Annotated in this window: 18 protein-coding genes, 1 tRNA gene and 1 pseudogene; 10 read left to right on the top strand and 10 right to left on the bottom strand. The window is 70.4% G+C overall.

From position 1 onward, the window contains the following. Positions 1 to 47 precede the first annotated feature (47 nt). Entirely contained in the window at positions 48 to 314 is a 267-nt protein-coding gene (locus FMM06_RS05210; protein ID WP_143555098.1) for a hypothetical protein, read from the top strand. On the opposite strand, the gene mutL is transcribed toward FMM06_RS05210, so the two are convergent. After that, entirely contained in the window at positions 315 to 2,102 is a 1,788-nt protein-coding gene (mutL, locus tag FMM06_RS05205) for a DNA mismatch repair endonuclease MutL (protein ID WP_143555097.1), read from the bottom strand. 117 nt (positions 2,103 to 2,219) lie between these two features. Here mutL and FMM06_RS05200 point away from each other — a divergent pair, with 117 nt between their 5' ends. From FMM06_RS05200 to rodA, 5 genes are read left to right on the top strand one after another with little or no spacing between them, the layout of a single operon-like run. Continuing rightward, a complete protein-coding gene (locus tag FMM06_RS05200) occupies positions 2,220 to 3,260 on the top strand; it encodes a rod shape-determining protein (RefSeq protein WP_143555096.1) in 1,041 nt (346 codons plus the stop codon). Between the two features lie 21 nt (positions 3,261 to 3,281). After that, on the top strand, positions 3,282 to 4,175 hold the full coding sequence (mreC, locus tag FMM06_RS05195; protein ID WP_143555095.1) for a rod shape-determining protein MreC: 894 nt from the start codon (positions 3,282 to 3,284) through the stop codon (positions 4,173 to 4,175). Next, the gene (gene mreD / locus FMM06_RS05190; protein WP_143555094.1) at positions 4,172 to 4,696 is read left to right on the top strand and encodes a rod shape-determining protein MreD; all 525 of its coding nucleotides are present in this window, start codon (positions 4,172 to 4,174) and stop codon (positions 4,694 to 4,696) included. The genes mreC and mreD overlap by 4 nt, the downstream gene beginning before the upstream one ends. Further along, on the top strand, positions 4,693 to 6,630 hold the full coding sequence (gene mrdA / locus FMM06_RS05185) for a penicillin-binding protein 2 (RefSeq protein ID WP_143555093.1): 1,938 nt from the start codon (positions 4,693 to 4,695) through the stop codon (positions 6,628 to 6,630). Before mreD ends, mrdA begins: the two co-directional genes overlap by 4 nt. A 2-nt stretch (positions 6,631 to 6,632) precedes the next feature. After that, entirely contained in the window at positions 6,633 to 7,739 is a 1,107-nt protein-coding gene (gene rodA / locus FMM06_RS05180; RefSeq protein ID WP_143555092.1) for a rod shape-determining protein RodA, read from the top strand. A gap of 13 nt (positions 7,740 to 7,752) precedes the next feature. Here the strand turns inward: rodA and FMM06_RS05175 are convergent, their stop codons facing one another. Genes FMM06_RS05175 through leuC form a run of 3 tightly spaced genes read right to left on the bottom strand, consistent with a single transcriptional unit; the run spans position 7,753 to position 10,566 of the window. Beyond that, a complete protein-coding gene (locus tag FMM06_RS05175) occupies positions 7,753 to 8,613 on the bottom strand; it encodes an isocitrate lyase/PEP mutase family protein (RefSeq protein WP_143555091.1) in 861 nt (286 codons plus the stop codon). Further along, on the bottom strand, positions 8,606 to 9,205 hold the full coding sequence (gene leuD, locus FMM06_RS05170) for a 3-isopropylmalate dehydratase small subunit (protein WP_143555090.1): 600 nt from the start codon (positions 9,203 to 9,205) through the stop codon (positions 8,606 to 8,608). Before leuD ends, FMM06_RS05175 begins: the two co-directional genes overlap by 8 nt. Further along, complete coding sequence (gene leuC / locus FMM06_RS05165) at positions 9,202 to 10,566, bottom strand: 3-isopropylmalate dehydratase large subunit (protein ID WP_143555089.1); 1,365 nt, start codon at positions 10,564 to 10,566, stop codon at positions 9,202 to 9,204. The genes leuD and leuC overlap by 4 nt, the downstream gene beginning before the upstream one ends. A gap of 202 nt (positions 10,567 to 10,768) precedes the next feature. On the opposite strand from leuC, the gene FMM06_RS05160 reads away from it, so the two are divergent. Beyond that, a tRNA-Lys gene (locus tag FMM06_RS05160) sits at positions 10,769 to 10,844 on the top strand. A 109-nt stretch (positions 10,845 to 10,953) separates the two neighbouring features. Here the strand turns inward: FMM06_RS05160 and FMM06_RS05155 are convergent. Continuing rightward, a complete protein-coding gene (locus FMM06_RS05155) occupies positions 10,954 to 11,484 on the bottom strand; it encodes a hypothetical protein (protein WP_143555088.1) in 531 nt (176 codons plus the stop codon). A 178-nt stretch (positions 11,485 to 11,662) separates the two neighbouring features. On the opposite strand from FMM06_RS05155, the pseudogene FMM06_RS16710 reads away from it, so the two are divergent. Then, positions 11,663 to 11,917, top strand: a pseudogene (locus FMM06_RS16710) (helix-turn-helix transcriptional regulator); the annotation flags it as partial. Here FMM06_RS16710 and FMM06_RS05145 read toward each other — a convergent pair. The 3 genes from FMM06_RS05145 to FMM06_RS05135 form a co-directional block, all read right to left on the bottom strand. Continuing rightward, positions 11,914 to 12,732 carry a transporter gene (locus FMM06_RS05145; protein ID WP_143555086.1) on the bottom strand — a complete coding sequence of 273 codons (819 nt, stop codon included), beginning with the start codon at positions 12,730 to 12,732 and terminating at the stop codon, positions 11,914 to 11,916. The pseudogene FMM06_RS16710 and the gene FMM06_RS05145 sit on opposite strands and share 4 nt — an antisense overlap. 93 nt (positions 12,733 to 12,825) lie before the next feature. After that, the gene (locus FMM06_RS05140) at positions 12,826 to 13,734 is read right to left on the bottom strand and encodes a helix-turn-helix domain-containing protein (protein ID WP_143555085.1); all 909 of its coding nucleotides are present in this window, start codon (positions 13,732 to 13,734) and stop codon (positions 12,826 to 12,828) included. Positions 13,735 to 13,842: 108 nt separating this feature from the next. Further along, positions 13,843 to 14,202, bottom strand: coding sequence for a hypothetical protein (locus FMM06_RS05135; RefSeq protein ID WP_143555084.1), 360 nt, complete (start codon positions 14,200 to 14,202; stop codon positions 13,843 to 13,845). 242 nt (positions 14,203 to 14,444) lie between these two features. Between FMM06_RS05135 and FMM06_RS05130 the strand changes: the two genes are divergently transcribed. Together FMM06_RS05130 and FMM06_RS05125 are read left to right on the top strand one after the other, a co-directional pair. Beyond that, entirely contained in the window at positions 14,445 to 15,656 is a 1,212-nt protein-coding gene (locus FMM06_RS05130; protein WP_143555083.1) for a hypothetical protein, read from the top strand. Positions 15,657 to 15,670: 14 nt separating this feature from the next. After that, a complete protein-coding gene (locus FMM06_RS05125; protein ID WP_143555082.1) occupies positions 15,671 to 16,468 on the top strand; it encodes a transporter in 798 nt (265 codons plus the stop codon). Here the strand turns inward: FMM06_RS05125 and FMM06_RS05120 are convergent. Together FMM06_RS05120 and FMM06_RS16705 are read right to left on the bottom strand one after the other, a co-directional pair. After that, positions 16,454 to 17,512 (bottom strand): serine hydrolase domain-containing protein, encoded by a 1,059-nt coding sequence (locus FMM06_RS05120; protein WP_185965052.1) that lies wholly within the window; start codon positions 17,510 to 17,512, stop codon positions 16,454 to 16,456. The genes FMM06_RS05125 and FMM06_RS05120 overlap by 15 nt on opposite strands. Beyond that, positions 17,509 to 18,609: a D-alanine--D-alanine ligase gene (locus FMM06_RS16705; RefSeq protein WP_185965051.1), complete on the bottom strand. Its 1,101-nt coding sequence runs from the start codon at positions 18,607 to 18,609 to the stop codon at positions 17,509 to 17,511. The genes FMM06_RS05120 and FMM06_RS16705 overlap by 4 nt, the downstream gene beginning before the upstream one ends. Positions 18,610 to 18,643 lie beyond the last annotated feature (34 nt).

Raw genomic sequence — 18,643 nt, 5'->3', positions numbered from 1 at the left:
CAATGTTGCCTCGGTCATCCGGTCTTTCCAGCGGAGGTCTTCGAGTAATGCCGCGTTTCATGGATACCAAGGTCGATCGCGAGGGGCGCTGGTCGCTCGGCGCCGATGCCGAGACGGCGGCGCCCTTCCTGTCGATCCCGGTCGCCAACCGCATGGTCGATTACGAGGAATATTACCGGCTGAGCGAAGACGAGGCGCGCCGGTTCGAGGCGGACGGGCTTGCGGCGCGGACCTTCGCCGATGAATGCCGTGCGCGCCAGCATGACGACCGCCTGATCCTCGCCCCCGGCAGCGACCGCGGCGAGCCGCGCTGATCAGCGGCGGCCGAACAGCTTTTCCAGGTCGGCGCTCGCCAGCTTCACCCAGGTCGGGCGGCCGTGGTTGCACTGGCCCGAGTGCGACGTCACCTCCATCTCGCGGAGCAGCGCGTTCATCTCGGCGACGCTGAGCGAGCGTCCTGCCCGCACACTGCCGTGGCAGGCCATCGTCGCGGCGACGGCGTCGAGCTTTTCCTTGAGCGTCTGCGCGCTGCCCCATGCCGCGAGATCGTCGGCAAGGTCGCGGATCAGCCCCTGCGCGTCGGTCGCGCCGAGCAGCGCGGGGGTGGCGCGCACGAGGATCGCGGTGCGGCCGAACGCCTCGATTTCCAGCCCCAGCGCGGCGAGTTCTTCGGCACGGTCGGCGACGCGGCCGGCGGCGACCTCGTCGAGCTCGACGACCTCGGGGATCAGCAGCGCCTGGGCGTGGACGCCGCCGTTCGCCAGCGCCTTGTTGAGGCGTTCGAGCGTCAGCCGCTCGTGCGCGGCGTGCTGGTCGACGAGGATCAGGCCGTCGGGCGTCTCGGCGACGATATAGGTGCTGGCGATCTGCGCGCGCGCGACGCCCATCGGGTAGGCGTTGAGCGGCTGCGGGGGTTCGTGGCGGGCCCAGGGCTGGACGGCTTCGGCGAACATGCCTGTGGGTTCGTGCCCACCCCTGACCCCTCCCGTACCGGGAGGGGAATCCGCCGGAGGGGAATGCTCCCCCCACACGGGTCCTCCTCCCGGTACGGGAGGGGTTAGGGGTGGGCCTTCAGCCCGAAACGCGCCCATCGCAAAGGCGCTCGCCGTCGTCGAAGCCCGGTGCCCCGCCCCGTCGAGCGCGCGCCGCAACCCCCCGACGATCAGCGAGCGCACCGCCGCGGCATCGCGAAAGCGTACCTCGGTCTTCGCCGGATGGACGTTGACGTCGACGAAGTCGGCGCTGCACTCGACGAACAGCGCGACCGACGGGTGGCGGTCGCGCGCCAGCAGGTCCTGATACGCCCCACGCACCGCGCCGACGAGCAGCCGGTCGCGCACCGGGCGGCCGTTGACGAACAGGAACTGGTGGTCGGCGATGCCGCGGTTGTAGGTCGGCAGCCCCGCCATGCCGGTCAGGCCAAGCCCGTCGCGTTCGTGCGCGACCCCCACGCTGTTCGCCGCGAAGTCGAGGCCGAGCAGCCCGGCGAGGCGCGCCGCCAAGTCCCCCGCCTCGACCGAGATCAGCCGCCGCCCGTCGTGGCGGACCTCGAACGCCACGTCGGGCCGCGCCATCGCGAGGCGGCGCACGACGTCGAGACATGCCGACAGCTCGGAGCGTTCGGACTTCAGGAACTTGGCGCGGGCCGGGACGCGGGCGAACAGCCCGTCGACCGCGACGCGCGAGCCGGGCGCCAGCGCAGCAGGTCGGTCGGCGGTGACGATGCCGTTGTCGACGACCAGCTCCCACCCTTCCCCGCCCGCCGTCCGCGAGGCGAGCGACAGGCGCGCGACGCTGGCGATCGACGGCAGCGCCTCGCCGCGGAAGCCCATCGTGCTGACCGCCGACAGGTCGCCGTCGGGCAGTTTGGAGGTCGCGTGGCGCTCGACCGCGAGGCGCAGTTCGTCCGCCGCCATGCCGCAGCCGTCGTCGACGACCGACAGGTGCTGGACGCCGCCCGCGACGAGTTCGACCATGATCCGCGTCGCACCGGCGTCGAGCGCGTTCTCGACCAACTCCTTCAGCGCGGCCGCTGGACGCTCGACAACCTCGCCTGCGGCGATCTGGTTGACGAGGTGGTCGGGCAGGCGGCGGATCGGCACGCCGCTTCCCTAGCGCGTTCCGCCGCGCGCGGCACCATCCTCCTTGCAAAAGCGGCGTGGCCGCGCCTACACGCGGGCTTTGGTTCCCGCCCCCGTAAAATCGAGATTGCGCGCCTCATGTCGTGGTTCAGCCGGCTCTTCTCATTCTTCAGCCAGGATATGGCGATCGATCTCGGCACGGCGAATACGCTGGTCTATGTGCGCGGCCGCGGCATCGTGCTGAACGAGCCGTCGGTGGTCGCGATGGAGACGATCAAGGGCCACCGCACCGTCAAGGCGGTCGGCAACGACGCCAAGATGATGATGGGCAAGACGCCGGGCAACGTCGAGACGATCCGCCCGCTGCGTGACGGCGTCATCGCCGACATCGACATCGCCGAGGAGATGATCAAGTATTTCATCGACAAGGTGCACACCTCGCGCTTTCCGCGCTCGCCCGAGATCGTGATCTGCGTGCCGTCGGGCAGCACGTCGGTCGAAAAGCGCGCGATCCGCGATGCCGCGATCAACGCCGGCGCCAGCGCGGTCTATCTGATCGAGGAGCCGATGGCCGCAGCGATCGGCGCGGGCATGCCGGTCACCGAGCCGATCGGCTCGATGGTCGTCGATATCGGCGGCGGCACCACCGAGGTCGCGGTGCTCTCGCTGCGCGGGCTCGCCTACACCACCTCGGTGCGCGTCGGCGGCGACAAGATGGACGAGGCGATCGTCAACTATGTCCGTCGCAACCATAATCTGCTGATCGGCGAAGCGACCGCCGAGCGCATCAAGAAGGAAATCGGCACCGCCTATGCCCCGGTCGACGGCATCGGCCGCAGCCTGGAGATCAAGGGCCGCGACCTGATGAACGGCGTGCCCAAGGAAATCACGATCAACCAGGCGCAGATCGCCGAGGCGCTGTCGGAGCCCGTCTCGACGATCGTCGAGGGCGTCCGCCTGGCGCTGGAGAACACCCAGCCCGAGCTCGCCGCCGATATAGTCGACCAGGGCATCGTGCTGACCGGTGGCGGCGCGCTGCTGCACGGCATCGACCACGTGCTGCGCAAGGCGACCGGCCTGCCGGTAACCGTGGCCGACGATCCGCTGACCTGCGTCGCGCTCGGCACGGGCCGCGCGCTCGAGGACCCGATGTACCGCGGCGTGCTGACGACAGCTTGAGGTTCCGGTAGGAGACGGGGCGTGGACTGGTCGCCCCCATCACTGAATTCGCCGCGTCGCCGCGAGCAGAACTTCGCCCTGATCGGCGCGGTGCTGTCGGGCGCGGTGATCGCCTTCGGGCTGTTGCTGCTGCTCGTCGCGCGGGTCAATCCGGAGGCCGGCTCGCGCATCCGCGAGGCCGCGCTCGATGCCGTCGCGCCGATCTGGAGCGTCGTGCGTGCGCCGTTCGACGGCGGTGCCGCGCTGAGCAACGATGCCGGCGACTATCTGGGCGCGGTGGCCAAGCTGCGCGCCGTCACCGCCGAGCGCGATGCCGGTCGCCGTGCCGTCGAGCGCGCGCGCGCGCTCGCTGCCGAGAACCGGCAGCTGAAAGCCCTGATGCGCGTCGTCGAGCCGCGCGTTCGCCTGGTCGCCACCGCACGCATCGCGGGCGCGTCGAGCGGCGGCACGATCCGTTCGGCGATCATCTCGGCGGGCCGCGCGCAGGGGGTTAGACCGGGCCAGCCCGTGCGCGTCGCGGCAGGCCTCGTCGGCCGCACGCTCGACGCGGGCGACGGCGCGACCCGCGTCCTGCTGCTGACCGACGCCGCCAGCCGGGTGCCGGTGATCGTCGAGCGCACCGGCCAGCCGGCGCTCGCCGTCGGCAACGGCGGGCCGCTCCTCGAAATCCGCGACCGTGTCGGGGCGGAGGTGCCGCTGCGTCCCGGCGACCGGCTCGTCACCTCGGGCGACGGCGGCGTCTACGGCCCCGGCATCCCCGTCGCGACGATCGTCCGCGCCGCCGAGCCGCCGCAGGCCCGCCCCGCCGCGAGCCCGCAGGGGCTGGGCTATGTCAGCGTCGAGACGCCCTATCTGCCCATCCCCGCAGCACCGCCCGCTGCCGCCCCGGCGACCGCCGCGGCCCCGCCCAAATGAGCACCGATTACCGGCTGCGCTCGGCCGCCGACCGCTTCTCGTGGGTGACGAGCGCGTGGCGCTGGCTGGTGCCCGGCACGACCGTCCTGCTGCTCGTCGTGCTGACCACCGCGCCGATCATCTTGCCGTGGCCGGTTCTGCCCGCGCTGGGCTTCGTCGCGGTATTTGTCTGGACAACTTTTCAGCCCGGGCTGATGCCGCCGTGGCTCGCCTTTGTGCTGGGACTGGCCGCAGACGCGCTGACCGGTGCGCCCTTCGGCGTGTCGGCGACGCTGTACGCGCTGACCGCGCTGTTCGTGCGGCTGTTCGAGCGGCGCTTCGGCCACCACCGCTTCGGCTTCGACTGGGTCGTGCTGGGCCTGTTGTCGCTCGCCTATGCCCTCGTCGGCCAGCAGCTGCTCGTGCTGGCGGGGGTCGAGGCGCCGCTGACGCCGCTGCTCGTCCAGGCCGCGGCGACCGCCCTGTCCTACCCGTTCGTCGTGCTGATCTGCGGCCGCGTACAGCGCCGCCTGCTGCGATGAACTTCCGCACCGAGGCCGAACGCGAGCAGGTGTTCGCCAGACGGGCCGTGCTGCTGGGCGGCGGCATGGCGCTGGTCGGCGCGACACTGGGCGCCCGCATGGCCTATCTGTCGCTGTTCGAGGGCGAGAAATACCGGCTCGCGTCGGAGGACAACCGCGTCTCGCTGCGCCTGATCCCGCCGCGCCGGGGCTGGATCGTCGACCGCGCGGGGCTGCCGCTGGCGGCCAACGCCCCCGACTATGGCCTCGAGCTGATCCCCGAGCAGGTTCGCGACCTGGAGGCGACGCTGCGCGCCATCATGGGCGTGCTGCCGCTGACGCTGGAGGACCTAACGCGCATCCGCGCCGATGTCGCGCGCCTGCCCGGCGCGATGCCCGTCGCGGTCGCCAGCGGGCTGGCGTGGCCGCAGTTCGCGGCGCTAAACGTTCGCCTGCCCGACCTGCCCGGCGTCGTTCCCGTCCAGAGCTTCGGCCGCGTCTATGCGGGCGGTCCGGCGTTCGCCCACCTGCTCGGCTATGTCGGCGCGCCGACGCCCGAGCAGTATCAGCGCGAGCGCGACCCCCTGCTGGTCTTCCCCGGCTTCAAGCTGGGCAAGGACGGCATCGAGCGCACGCAGGACGCGGTGCTGCGCGGCAAGCCCGGCGCCCGGCGCGTCGAGGTCAATGCGCGCGGCAAGATCGTCCGGGAGCTCGACACCAAGGCCGACGAGCCCGGCGCCAACGTCCGCCTGACCATCGATCGCGGCCTGCAGAGCTATGCCGCGCGGCGGCTGGGCGACGAGTCCGCCAGCGTCATCGTCATGGACTGCCAGACCGGCGACGTGCTGTGCATGCTGTCGTCGCCTGCCTATGACCCCAACGTCTTCTCGACGCGCGTGCCGACCAAGCTGTGGAAGTCGCTCCAGTCATCGGACGCGCACCCGCTGATCAACAAGAGCGCGCAGGGGCTCTATCCGCCCGGATCGACCTTCAAGATGGTCACCGCGCTCGCCGCGTTGAAGGCCGGGATCAGCCCCGAGGACGCGGTCGTCTGCCGCGGTGTGTACCGCTACGGGCGCGGCCTGTGGCACTGCCATTCGCGGCGCGGGCACGGCCATGTCGACCTGCACTCCGCCATCCCGCAGAGCTGCGACGTATATTTCTACACCTACGGCCGGGCGGCGGGAAACCAGGCGATCGCCGACATGGCGCGGGTTTTCGGGCTTGGCCAGAAGTTCGACCTGCCGCTGCCCGGCCAGGCGAAGGGCATCGTTCCCGACGCGGCGTGGAAGGAAAAGCGCTACGGCAAGGACTGGACCATCGGCGAAACGCTGAACGCCTCGATCGGCCAGGGTTACCTGATCGCCAATCCGCTACAGCTGGCGGTGATGGCGGCGCGGCTCGCGACGGGGCGCGCGGTCGAGCCGCGGCTGCTCGCCGACGGCCCGCGTGCCGCCGCACCGTCGCTCGGTATTCCGGAGGAGCATCTCGCGATCGTTCGCCAGGGCATGGTCGATGTCGTCAACGGGCGCGGCGGCACCGCGACGCGTAGCCGGGTCATGGTCGACGGCATCGTCATGGCCGGCAAGACGGGCACCGCGCAGGTCAAGCGCATCACCATGGCCGAGCGGCGGCGCGGCGTGACCCGGCAGGAGCAGATGCCGTGGAAGTACCGCGATCACGCGCTGTTCGTCGCCTATGCGCCGGTGATCAACCCGCGCTACGCGGTCAGCGTGATCGTCGAGCACGGCATGCACGGCGGCACCGCCGCCGCCCCGGTGGCGCGCGACGTGCTGACCTATTTATTCGAACCCGAGCGCGCCAATGCGACGCTGCGCATCATCGAGGCGGATGCAGCGCGGCGCAAGGCAGCCAACGAAGCGGCGGCGAAGGCCGCGGCGGATGCAGCTGCCGCAGCCGCGCCCGCTCCCGCGCCTCCGCCGGTGGTGACCTGAGGATGCTCGACGCCCCCTGGCTCCAGCGGCTGCGCCAGTACCCTTGGGGCATCATATTGGCCGTGATGGCGCTGGGCGGGTTCAGCCTGGTCATCCTCTATTCGGCGGCGGCGGGCAGCTTCGAGCCTTGGGCGTCGCGGCACAGCGTCCGCCTGGCGGTGCTGCTGCTGGTCATGCTGGTCGTTGCGCAGGTGCCGCTGCGGATGTGGATCGACTATGCCTATGTGCTGTACGGCGCGGTGCTCGTCGCGCTGATCGGCGTCGAGGCGCTGGGCGCGATCAAGGGCGGCGGGCAGCGCTGGCTCGACCTGGGGTTCATTCAGCTCCAGCCGTCGGAGTTCATGAAGATCGCGATCGTCCTCGCGCTCGCCCGCTTCTATCATTACGTGCCGCGGCCGTTCGTGACGCGCTTCGTCGGGCTGTGGCCGCCGCTGCTCATCATCGCGTTGCCGGCCGCGCTGGTGATGACCCAGCCCGACCTGGGGACGGCGCTGGCGATCTGCTTCGGCGGGGTCTCGATCATGTTCCTGGCGGGCGTTCGGCTGTGGCTGTTCCTGAGCGCGGGCGCAGCGATCGTCGCCGCGGCCCCGATCGCATGGACGATGCTGCACGATTACCAGAAGCGGCGCATCGCGATCTTCCTCGACCCCGCCAGCGATCCGCTGGGTGCGGGCTATCACATTACCCAGTCGAAGATCGCGATCGGCAGCGGCGGCCTTTTCGGCAAGGGCTTCCTGTCGGGCACCCAGAGCCATCTCGATTACCTGCCCGAGCCGCAGACCGACTTCATCTTCGCGACGATGGCCGAGGAATGGGGGCTGCTGGGCGGCGCGTTCATCATTATCGGGTTCGGCATCATCCTTGCCTGGGGTGTCCGCGTCGCGCTGCGCGCCCGGGCACCCTTCTCGCGCCTCGCGGCGATGGGGCTGACCTGCACCCTGTTCTTCTACCTCGCGATCAATATGATGATGGTCATGGGGCTAGCCCCCGTCGTCGGTATCCCGCTGCCGCTGATCAGCTATGGCGGGTCGGCGATGATGACCGTGCTGATCCTGCTCGGCATATTGATCGGCATTTCGCGCGAGGCCCGCGAGACGCTGACGCCCTAACCCGACGACCCGGTCACCGCCCCCACTTCGCCTCGAAGTCCCATACCTCCTGGAAGCCGATCAGGCCGCAGAACTCGTTGAAATCGAACATCGGCAGGTCGGCGGGCTGACCGTCGCCGTCGTCCTTCAGGCGGCGCAGCGCGGTCTCCATCGCGGCCGACGCAATCAGGCTGGTCAGCGACGGGTAGATCGCGAAGGCATAGCCGATGTCCGCGAGTTCGCGCGCCGACAGCACTGGCGTGAGCCCGCCGTTCGACATGTTCGCCATCATCGGCCGGTCGATCGCCGCGCACGCCGCGCGCATCTCGTCGGCGCTGGTCAGCGCCTCGCAGAACAGGACGTCGGCTCCCGCTTCCGCATAGGCCCGTGCGCGCGCGATCGAGCCTTCCAGCCCCTCCGACTGGCGCGCGTCGGTGCGCGCGATGATCAGGAAATCTGGCGACCGCCGTGCCGCGACCGCGACCCGCACCTTGTCGACCATGTCCTGCACCGGGATCAGCCGCTTGTAGGGCGTGTGGCCGCATTTCTTGGGGAATTCCTGGTCCTCGATCTGGATCGCGGTGACGCCGGCATCTTCATAGCCGCGCACCGTGTGATGGACGTTGAGCAGCCCGCCGAAGCCGGTGTCGGCGTCGGCGATCACCGGCGCATCCGCCGCGCGCACCAGCGTCGCCATTCGGTCGAGCATCTGCGTGTAGCTGGCGATCCCGGCGTCGGGCAGCCCGTGGGCGGACGCGGTCATCCAATAGCCGGTGCCGTAGACGATCTCGAACCCGACCTTGTTGGCGATCACCGCGGTGATCATGTCCTGGATGCCGGGCGCAACGAAGAAGGTCTTCGCGTCGAGCAGCGCGCGCAGGCGGGGGTCAGCCATGATGTGTCTCCCAGAGCCACGGCTGGTCGTGCCGCTGGCGGGTTTCGAAAGCGGCGATCGCCGCGGCGTGATGCGCGAGGATCAGGTCGATCTCGTCGCGGCCGTCGAGCAGCGCCTCGCGCTCGCGCGGCGGCAGGCTGAAGCCGATGCTCGTGTTGGCGAGGTCGAGGCGCCCGGTGGCGAGGTAGACGGCCATTACCTCGAACCGCTGCGCCGCTTCGAGGACGCGCAGCCAGTCGGCACGGCCCAGTGTCACCGGCAGCATGGCGTTGCGGATGCAGTTGGCGCGGAAGATCTCGCCGAACGACGGCGCGACGATGCAGCGGATGCCGAGGTCGGCGAGCGCCCATGGCGCCTGCTCGCGGCTCGACCCGCAGCCAAAATTCTCGCCCGCAACGAGGATCTGCGCGCCTGTCAGCCGCGGGTCGTCGAGGATGAAGCCGCCGCCCTGCCGCCGCTCGAAAAAGGCGAAGCGGCCCAGCCCGTGCTTTTCGGTGTGCAGCAGGAAGCGCGCCGGCAGGATGATGTCGGTGTCGATGTTCGCCTCGGGCAGCGGCACCGCGCGCGACGAAAGGGTGGTGAAGGGCGTCACAGCGCGCGCACGTCGGTGATGACACCGGTGACCGCCGCTGCCGCCGCCATCGCCGGGCTCATCAGATGGGTGCGCGCGCCGATGCCCTGCCGCCCCTCGAAATTGCGGTTGGAGGTCGAGGCGCAGCGCTGGCCGGGGTCGAGCCGGTCGTCGTTCATCGCGACGCACAGCGAGCAGCCGGGCTCGCGCCACTCGAAGCCCGCGGCGATGAAGATGTCGCGCAGACCCTCGGCCTCGGCGGTGCGCTTGACCAGCCCCGACCCCGGCACGACGATCGCGGTGACCCCGTCGGCGACGCGTCGGCCTTGCGCCACGGCAGCAGCAGCGCGCAGGTCTTCAATCCGCCCGTTGGTGCACGAGCCGATGAACACCCGGTCGATTGCCAGCCCGGCGAGCGGCGCGCCCGCGCTCAGCCCCATGTACGCGAGTGCCCCCTTCCCCGCGCCGGCGGGCACGACGCCGTCCACTGCGACGACCTGATCGGGGCTCGTCCCCCAGCTGACCTGCGGGGCGATAGCGGCAGCATCGAGCGCGATCTCGCGGTCGAAGACGGCGACCGGGTCGCTCGCCAGCGTCCGCCAGTACGCCACCGCCGCCTCCCACACCGCATCCACCGGCGCACGCGGGCGGCCCTTCAGATAGGCGAAGGTGGTGTCGTCGGGTGCGATCAGCCCGATGCGCGCGCCCGCCTCGATGGTCATGTTGCACAGCGTCATGCGCGCCTCCATCGACATCCCCGACACGGTCGACCCCGCATATTCAATGGCAAAACCCGCCGCGCCGCCCGCGCCGATGCGGCCGATCAGCGTCAGGATGACATCCTTCGCCGACACGCCCTGCCCCAATACCCCGTCGATCCGCACACGCAGCGTCCGTGCACGCTGCTGGCGCAGCACCTGCGTCGCCAGCACGCTCTCGATCTCGCTCGTCCCGATGCCGAACGCCAGCGCGCCGAACGCGCCGTGCGTCGCGGTGTGGCTGTCGCCGCAGACGAGAGTGATGCCCGGCAGCGTGAAGCCCAGCTCGGGCCCGATGACGTGGACGATGCCCTGCCGCGCATCGTCGAGCGCCAGATATTCGATGCCCGCCGCCGCGCAATTGGCCTCGAGCAGCGCGACCTGCGCCCGCGCCTGGGGGTCGGCGATCGGGTGGCGCGCCCGCGTCGGCACGGCATGGTCGGCGACCGCGAGGTGCGCCGCCGCCCGGCGCGGCCTAAGTCCGCGCTCCCTCAGCCCGGCGAATGCCTGCGGGCTGCTGACCTCGTGGAGCAGCATGCGGTCGATATAGAGCAGCGCGCCACTGTCGGCCTCTGCCGCGACGACGTGCGCATCCCACAACCGGTCGTAGAGTGTCACTGGCATCGACCTGCCCTCGCCCATGCACGCCTATCGCGCAAAGCTCGCGCCGTTCGGTACCCGAAATGCGGGCGGCGTGGCGAAGCCCGGTGGCGCGTCTCGCCGCCTGCCGGTCATGCGCCGCGCTCGCCGCATCGCGGGAGCAGGCTACACAGGCCGTTGACGGCGCCGGGAGGCACTGCTAACTGCCCGCCTCCCGCAAGGGCGTGGACGTATAGCTCAGTTGGTAGAGCAGCTGACTCTTAATCAGCGGGTCCCAGGTTCGAACCCTGGTGCGTCCACCATTACTCCTCAAGATGAAGCGATGAGACCGGCGTAGGGTCCGCCTCGCCCGGTTGATACCAGCCGGTAAGCAAACCGCCTCGCCTGGCCACCTCACCCCGCTCGCCGTGTTTACGCCCATGCAGCGCCGGGATAATGAATGGGCATGCGCAGGCCGAATTCGAAAAGCCGATGACCGCCCGGCACGTCGCAAATACGCTCGATTCGCGGCTGTGGCGCGACTGGACATCGACCGACAGCGCCGCCGCGAGTGCGCCCGTCGCGCTGACCGGCGGCTACCTCCAGTCGTGGAGCGGCACTGCGGCGACGATGCGTCAGCCGGCGCTCGACCATCATGTCATTGTCCTGCACCAGGGCGGTGCCAAGCGCGTCCACCGGAGCGGCGGCGACCGGCGGCGAACCGTGGACGTCGCGCACCACGCGATCACGACGATCGAGGCGGGCAGCATCTACAAGTGGCAGACCGAGGGGCCGATCGCGTTCGCGCACATCTATGTCGAGCCGCAGCGTTTCGCGCAGCTGGTCGCCGAGGTCTTCGACCGCGACCCCGCGACGGTGCGCTGCGCCGAGGTGATCGGCCGCCCCGACCCCCACGCCGCCAACCTGTTCGAGCTGATGATCGCCAGCCGCGGCGACCCGCACTGGGCGACGATCGGCGACGTCTATCTCGACGCACTGATCGCCCGGCTGGCGGCGACATCAGCCTGGGGCGGGCGCTTCCGCGGTCAGGCGCGCCTGTCACTGACGCCCCATACGATCACCAAGGTGCGCGACTTCATCCACGCCAACCTCGACGCCGCAGTGACGCTCGACGCTCGACGATCTTGCAGGCGTCGCGGGGTACAGCCGCTATCACTTCGTCCGCGCTTTCAGGCAAGCGACGGGCCTGCCGCCCTATGGCTATCTGCTCGACCAGCGGATCGGCGTGGCGCGCGAGCTGCTGAAGGGCGGCGCGCTGCCGATCGTCGAGATCGCGCGCCGCACGGGCTTTGCCACGCACGCGCATTTCTCGACGCGCTTCCGCCAGACCGTCGGGTCGACCCCCGCCGAATACCGGCGCCGCCACCGCAGCTAGAAGCCCTGCACGAGCTGGACGATATAGCGCCGGTCGAACGACGCATCGCGGTCGGTCAGCGGAAACTCGACGCCCGCCAGGAAGAACAGATTGCCGCCGACATGGGTGCGCACGCCCGGCGTGACGCTGACGAAGCTGCGCCTCTGCGACGGCTCGCGCCAGTTGCCCGCGACGTACCACGTCAGGTCGCCAAGCGGCGCGCGGTCGTGCGGCGTCACCGTCTGGCCGATCGCGGCGTTGAGTACCAAGGCGTCGGCACGGCCGGAGTCGGTGAATTCGTACCCGACCCGGCCGCGCAGCGATAAGCCGCCGCCGACATCGCTCCACAGGTTGATCTGCGGCTGCGCGGCAAACACGTTGTTACCCAGCCGCACCGACCCCGTCGGCAGCCGCCAGCCGACGCCGGCGTTGACCGACAGGTTGCGCGTCTCGGCGAGCATCACCAGCGTGTTCACCGACACGTCGCCGAAATCGCTGCGCCCGCCCGCGCGCTGGTAGAAGGGCACCTCGATACCGGCCCAGAGGCGACGCGACAGCGGGTGGTTGAAGCGCGCCAGCACCTCGTGCGCGCCGCCGCCATCGAACTCGACATAATCGTAGGCGAGATGCGCCTCGCGCGTGAAGAAGCCGTCGGCGGTCGCAAGCCAGCCCTGACGCGGCGCGCCGCTGTCGCCGTTGGGAACGGGGATCCATTTCTCGCCGAGCTCGGCACCGAAGCGCGCGCCGCTGAGCGGAGTCCATTCGGCGTCCTGTGCCTGCAGCGGTGCGGCGAGCAGGGCGGCGAGCCCGAGCAGGTATTTTGATCGGCGTTTCATCGACGTCTCCCCGGCTGATGCGGCGGGGATAGGCGGTGGGCTGCGTGCGGTATTTCGAAGACGCGCGCGATTGTCGGCGGATTGCTTCGAAGCTCAGTCGGCGAGCTGGCGGCGATAGCGGCCCGGCGACAGGCCGAACGCCTTGGTGAAGGCGGCGGTGAAGTGCGACTGGCTCGCGAAGCCGCACGCCAGCGCGATCTCCGCGAGCGGCATCGCGCCCGCCAGCAGCGCCCGCGCCCGCGCCAGGCGCCGCGCGCCGAGGAAGCGATAGGGGGTCTCGCCGGTCGCCATCTTGAAGACGCGCGAGAAGTGGAATGGCGAAAGGCCCGCGACGCCGGCGATGTCGTCGAGGCTGATGCCGCGCCCCAGCTCCGCCTCGATGAAGTCGGTGACGCGCTTCAGCTTGGCGGGCGGCAGGTGGACGCGCGACGGCGGCGGCGGCCCGCCGCCCTCGCGCCGCGCGAGAATGGTGAACATCGCGCGCAGCAGCCCGTCGATCATCAGGTCGGAAGCGAAGCCGGGCATTACCAGCTCGCGCTCGGTCATCAGGAACAGCTGCGCCAGCCGGTCGTGGCGCTCCGAGAACATCGGCGACGGCACGCCGGTGCCCATCGCCGCGCCAAGCTGCGCGCCGAGCGTCTGGGGCAGCATCAGCAGCACGACGCCGTTCGACGCGGGATAATCGATGTCGAAGTCCTGGGTGCCGGGGACGAAGCTCATCTGGCCGCGCTGCAACGGAAGGTCGACGCGCGCCCCGCCGACGCGCCCGCGGTAGCGCCCGCCGCTGGTGACGTTCAGAACCAATGTGTCGAAGCCGTTCGGCTCGGTCGCCGCCGAGACGATGCCGTCATGGGCGGACCCGACATGGCGGACGATCGCCAGTGGCTGCGACGGGCGCGCGACGAGCTGTGCGACGGGCTTTTCCGAAAAGCGGATGGCGTCGAAGGCGGCATGCCCCACGCTGGCGTGGAAGGCCGGTCCGGGACGCGCGCTGTCGAGCATCGGGGGTCTCCGCTTACGACCCCATAGCTAGCATCGCAGCGGCACCCTTCCGAGATGGGCAGAGACCGTTACGCCGATAAAACGGCAATATCCGGCAAGCCGGCGGCGTCAGCCCCGCGCCAGTTCCAGCGGCCGGGTCAGGCGCAGGCTCGACACCGCGCGGATGTCGGCGTGAGCGAGGCCCGCGGCGACCAGCGGCAGCTGCGCCACGCGGGCGGTGATCTCGTCCGGTTCGAGCGCGCAGAACAGGGTGAGCTCGGCGCGGTCGACCGCGGTGAAGCCGAGCACGAAAAAGCCGGCCTTGGCCCAGTCCACCAAGGTGCCGAACTCGGTGTCGCGGTGCCAGTCAACGTCCGCCGCCGTGACGCCCGCGACGGTGCGCAGCGTCACCATGGTCAGGGTCGGTCCGGCGTCGCGGGGCGTGTCGTGCACCCGGGCGTACCATGCGGGCAGGTCATTCCACGGCATTGGCACGGCTCCCGATGCGGCACGATACGGCCGAGCCACAGGCCACGCTATCGGATTATTGCGGGCGCTGCGCCAGCCCGGCGGCGCACGACGGGCGGGCTCCGACGCCGCCGCAAGCGCGCGCAAAAAGCGCTGCGACATGAAAGCCAGCGCGCACGGCTTCTGGTCCTCTGCACCAGCGCGCCGACCGGGCCCTCCCGGCATCGACCGCGCCATCGGGGTCCAAGGAGCGGGAGCAAGCCATGCCGAGAAACAGTCTGACCAGGTCGATCCATCTTGCCGGAACCGCGGCGATCGTCGCCTGCGCCGCGTCGGCCTCCGCCGAGGTCGTCGTGCGCGGCAAGGAGGGCAAGCCGCTCGACGAGATCCGCCAGGCGCCGGGGTCGATCTATCCCGACCTGCGCACGATCGTCGCGCAGCCGTCGCCGTCGGAAATCAAGCCCGAGTTCCTCGGGCCGGTGGTGATGATGAAGTCGGCGCACATCGACCTGGAAAAGGGCACCGCGACGGTGCCGCTGCGCAAGGGCAGGCTGAAGAACGGCACGCCGGTGTGGTTCATCATCACCGACACCACCGACGAGAACCTGTCGAACCTCCACGGCGTCAACTACTCGCCCAAGATGGCGTATGGCCTGACCGGCAACGGCGCGCGCAAGGCGACGATCGGCAAGGACGGCGTCTTCCTGTTCGCGACCGGATCGGTCGACTTCAAGCCGGTGCTGTCGGTGGTGCCCGGCCCGCCCGAGGCGCCCTTCCCGCCCAAGAGCTTCCAGCCCGGCAGCGTCGGCGACGCGACCTATTCGCCGATGGTGTACGTCGAGAACTCGGCCAAGTCGGTGATCCTCAACGCCCCCGTCGTCTCGCAGGCGTCGGAAGCCGAACTGAACGCGATGTGCGACGGCAACGTCGACAAGGCCAAGGTGCACGACAAGGTCGTCGCGATCTGCCCGCGCGACGAGACGGTCACGCTCAGCCTGACGCTCGGCTTCACCTTCGACAAGCCGATCCAGTATCTGTCGACCGAGGCGAACAACCCGCTCGTCGCCGCCCTCGAGAATGCGACCTATGCGCCGGCGCTGCAGGACCTGCCCTTCGCGCTGGAGGATGCGTCGCCGGGTGAATCGGCGGAGCGTATCGTCGTCGTCGTCAACGGGCCCGTCGGCCTCGACAACCCGCACCGCCAGGGGCTGGTCAGCGCGCTGACCGACGGGCGCGGGCCGCTCAACATCCTGGGCGGCATCCCGACGATCAACCTCGACTATTCGCCGATGTGGCGGCTGTTCCCGGCGGTGTGGACCGACGAGGCGATCCAGAAAGGCTATCGCTACCGCATGACGAGCGCACTGCAGGCGGCCGAGATGGCGACGCGAGGCTTCCTGAAGAGCCTCGACGGCGGGGCGTTCCGGGCTGTCGGCTTCGTCGTCAACTGCCCGGTGGTCTACCGCATCAACTAGGCTAAGTGGCAGACATGGCACCGAACCCCCGCCCTGTCATTGCCCTGCTGGGGGCGGCGCTGATCGGCGCCGCCCCGCTTTTTGCCGCCGAGCCGGCGCGGCGCGACTTCACCACCGACCGTCCCGACACGACCGAGAGCCCGTTCACCGTCGAGCCCGGGCATTTCCAGGTTGAGACGACCTTGTTCGGCTATGCGCTGGGCAAGCGCGAGGATGGCGCCCGCCCGAGGTCGTACGAGTTCGCGACGACCAACGTCCGCTTCGGCGTGACTTCGGCGCTCGAGATCGATGTCGGCATCGCACCGTACGGCATCTTCGATCCCGGCACGGGGCCGCGCCGGCAGGGCGTCGGCGCAATCGAGTTGCGGCCCAAGCTGAACCTTTGGGGAGACGACGGCGGGCCGACTGCGCTGGCGCTGCTGCCCTTCGTCAGCATCCCGCTCGACCCCGGCAGCGGCGTCGGCCCCGACGATGTCGAATATGGCGTGCTGGTGCCGCTGGCGCTCGATTTCGGCGGCGGACTGGGCCTCGGCCTCAACGGCGGCGTCGTGGCACGGCGGCCCGATGCAGACCGCGGCTACCGCGCCTTCGGCATCGCCACCGCCTCGCTGTCGGTCGACTGGAGCGACACGGTCGGCAGCTATTTCGAGGCCGCAGCCGAGATCGGCGACGGGCAGGCATCGACCAGCCTCAACACCGGCATCACCTGGCAGGCGCGCGACGACCTGCAGTTCGACACCGGCGTCCAGGTCGGCGTCAGCGGCGACGCCGACCGCTTCGCGCCCTTCGTCGGGGTATCATTGCGCTTCTAGGGCAGCGCGGACAGCGGCGAAGGCGCGGGCGTGGAGGGCGTCGGTGCCGACGTTGCTCGCCACCGGGTGCGAGCCGAAGCGCGCGATGACGAGGTCGGCATCGGGCACGACATGCAGCCGCTGGCCAAACACGCCGAGCGCGTTCCACGCACCTGCCGCATGGTCGATCCACCAATGGCTGCGGTACGAATAGCCCGGCCGCGTGCACTGCCCCGACGCGGCGAAGGCGGCGCGGTCGCCGCCGCGTGCGATCGACGCAGCGGCAGGTCCGCCGAGGCCCAGCAACCAGACCCCGACGCGCGCGAGGTCGCGCAGCGTGCACGCGAAGCCCGCCGACGCGATCACCCGCCCGCCGGTGTCACGGACCCAGTGCGCGTCGTCGGCCGCGCCCGCCGGGCCCCAGATGTGGCGCGCGACCAGTACCTCGAGCGGCTGGTTGGTCGATCGTTCGAGCATCAGCCCGACGACGTCGCTGACCGCGGTGCGATAGGCGAAGCCCGCGCCCGGAGCGGCACTCGGAAGCGCCTGCAGGGCAGCGAGCACGCCGCCCTCGCCGTCGCCCCAAAAATGCTTCGAGTAATGGTGGATCTGCGCGCTGTCGTCGGCATAGGTCTCGTCGAACGGCACGCCATCGACCATGTCGAGCAGGGCGCGCAGCGTCGCGCCGCCGAACGCCGTGCCCGCCAGCTCGGGGACCAGCGTGTCCGCCGTCGCGGCGGGGTCTATCGCGCCGTCGGCGATTAGCAGCTCGGCGAGCAGCCCGACGAGCGATTTGGTGACCGAGAAGCACAGGTGCCGCGTCGCCGCCGTCATTCCTTCGGCATAGGTCTCTTGCACCACCGCGCCGCGGTGCACGACGATCAGGCCGTCCACATGCGTGCCGGCGAGGTCGACGCCGTCCAGCGGCCGCCCATCCGGCAGCGGCGTGGCGCGCCCGGCGGGCACCGTCGCCACCGGCAGGAACGCCGCGACGTTGCGGAACGCCCAGGGCGCGTACGGATGAGCCCGCCAGTTGGCGGCCGTCATGCCCGCGGGGCGCGTCACGCGGTCATCGGATAAGCGGGCGTCGCGTCGAGCTCGCGGCGGCGGCGCGCCAGGAAGGCACCCCAGCCTTCGGGCCGGAAGCCGCGCCTGCGGTTCGCGGCGCCGATGCGCCACAGCAATGCATACTGTCGGAACAGCGCCGCATAGGCACTGAACAACGTCGTGCGGCTGTCCCAGACGTGGGTCGATTCCGAGCCGGCGCCGTTGCATTCGAGGATGGTGAAGCCCTGCCCTCGCTGCAGGTCGGCGAAGTTGGCGAAGCGCACGTCGAAGCGGCCGAACCAGAATTCGGGCACCTCGCGCGCGATCGCGTCGAAGCGCGCGCGCATCGCCTCGGTGACGAGCGGTGTGCCGTCGCGGAAGATCGCGCCGCGGCTGTGACTGCCCGCGAACGCCAGCCGGAAGGTCTCGCCGTCGCCCAGCACCTGGCCCAGCCGCGCGGTGTGGCGCGGCAGATAGAGGTGCGCCAGCCGACCGGCGCGCGGATCGGCGCGGATCAGCTTCGCCAGCGTGCGGCGGCCGTCGCCGATGACATACGGGAAATACTTGAGGGTCAGCGAGATGATCTCGCCGCGCTCTGCGCCGGGTTCGCGCACGTAGAACACGCCCGCCTCGCCCTCGACGTCGATCAGCTGCTGGAGCAGGAAGCTCTCGCCGTGCGGAAAGCCCGCGACATAGGCGGCGAGGTCGGCGGCACTATGCACCGGGCGGACGCCCGCGCCGCGGCAGCCGAGCTCGGGCTTCGCGACGAGCGGGAAGTCGAGGCCGTCGGCACGCGCGGCCGCGATCGCCTTCTCCGCCACCGTGTCGCTCAACCCGTCGCCGCGCGCGATCTTCACGTAGCGCGCCACCCAGCGCCGCGCCGATCCCCCAATTTGATCGAGGATGTCGGACTTGACCTCACCGAACAGCCCGCCCGCCGGAAACAGCGGATTGGCGACGAGCGGCAAGCGCAGCCCGCCATGGCGCAGCGACAGCCACAGCACCCAGACCCAGACGGGGAGATAGAAGAGCTTCGCCGGCCAGAATTCGAAGAACGACAGCGCCGGCGCGGGCGCGAGCGGCGGCATGCCGCGATTGGGCTCGGCGATCAGCATGGCGCGGCCTCCCTGGCGAGCATCCTGTAGGCGG

This window comes from Glacieibacterium frigidum (assembly GCF_007097155.1).
Classification (GTDB): Bacteria; Pseudomonadota; Alphaproteobacteria; order Sphingomonadales; family Sphingomonadaceae; genus Glacieibacterium; species Glacieibacterium frigidum.
The sequence above is the reverse complement of the archived record's forward strand: the minus strand, read 5'-3'. Positions and strand labels throughout refer to the sequence as shown.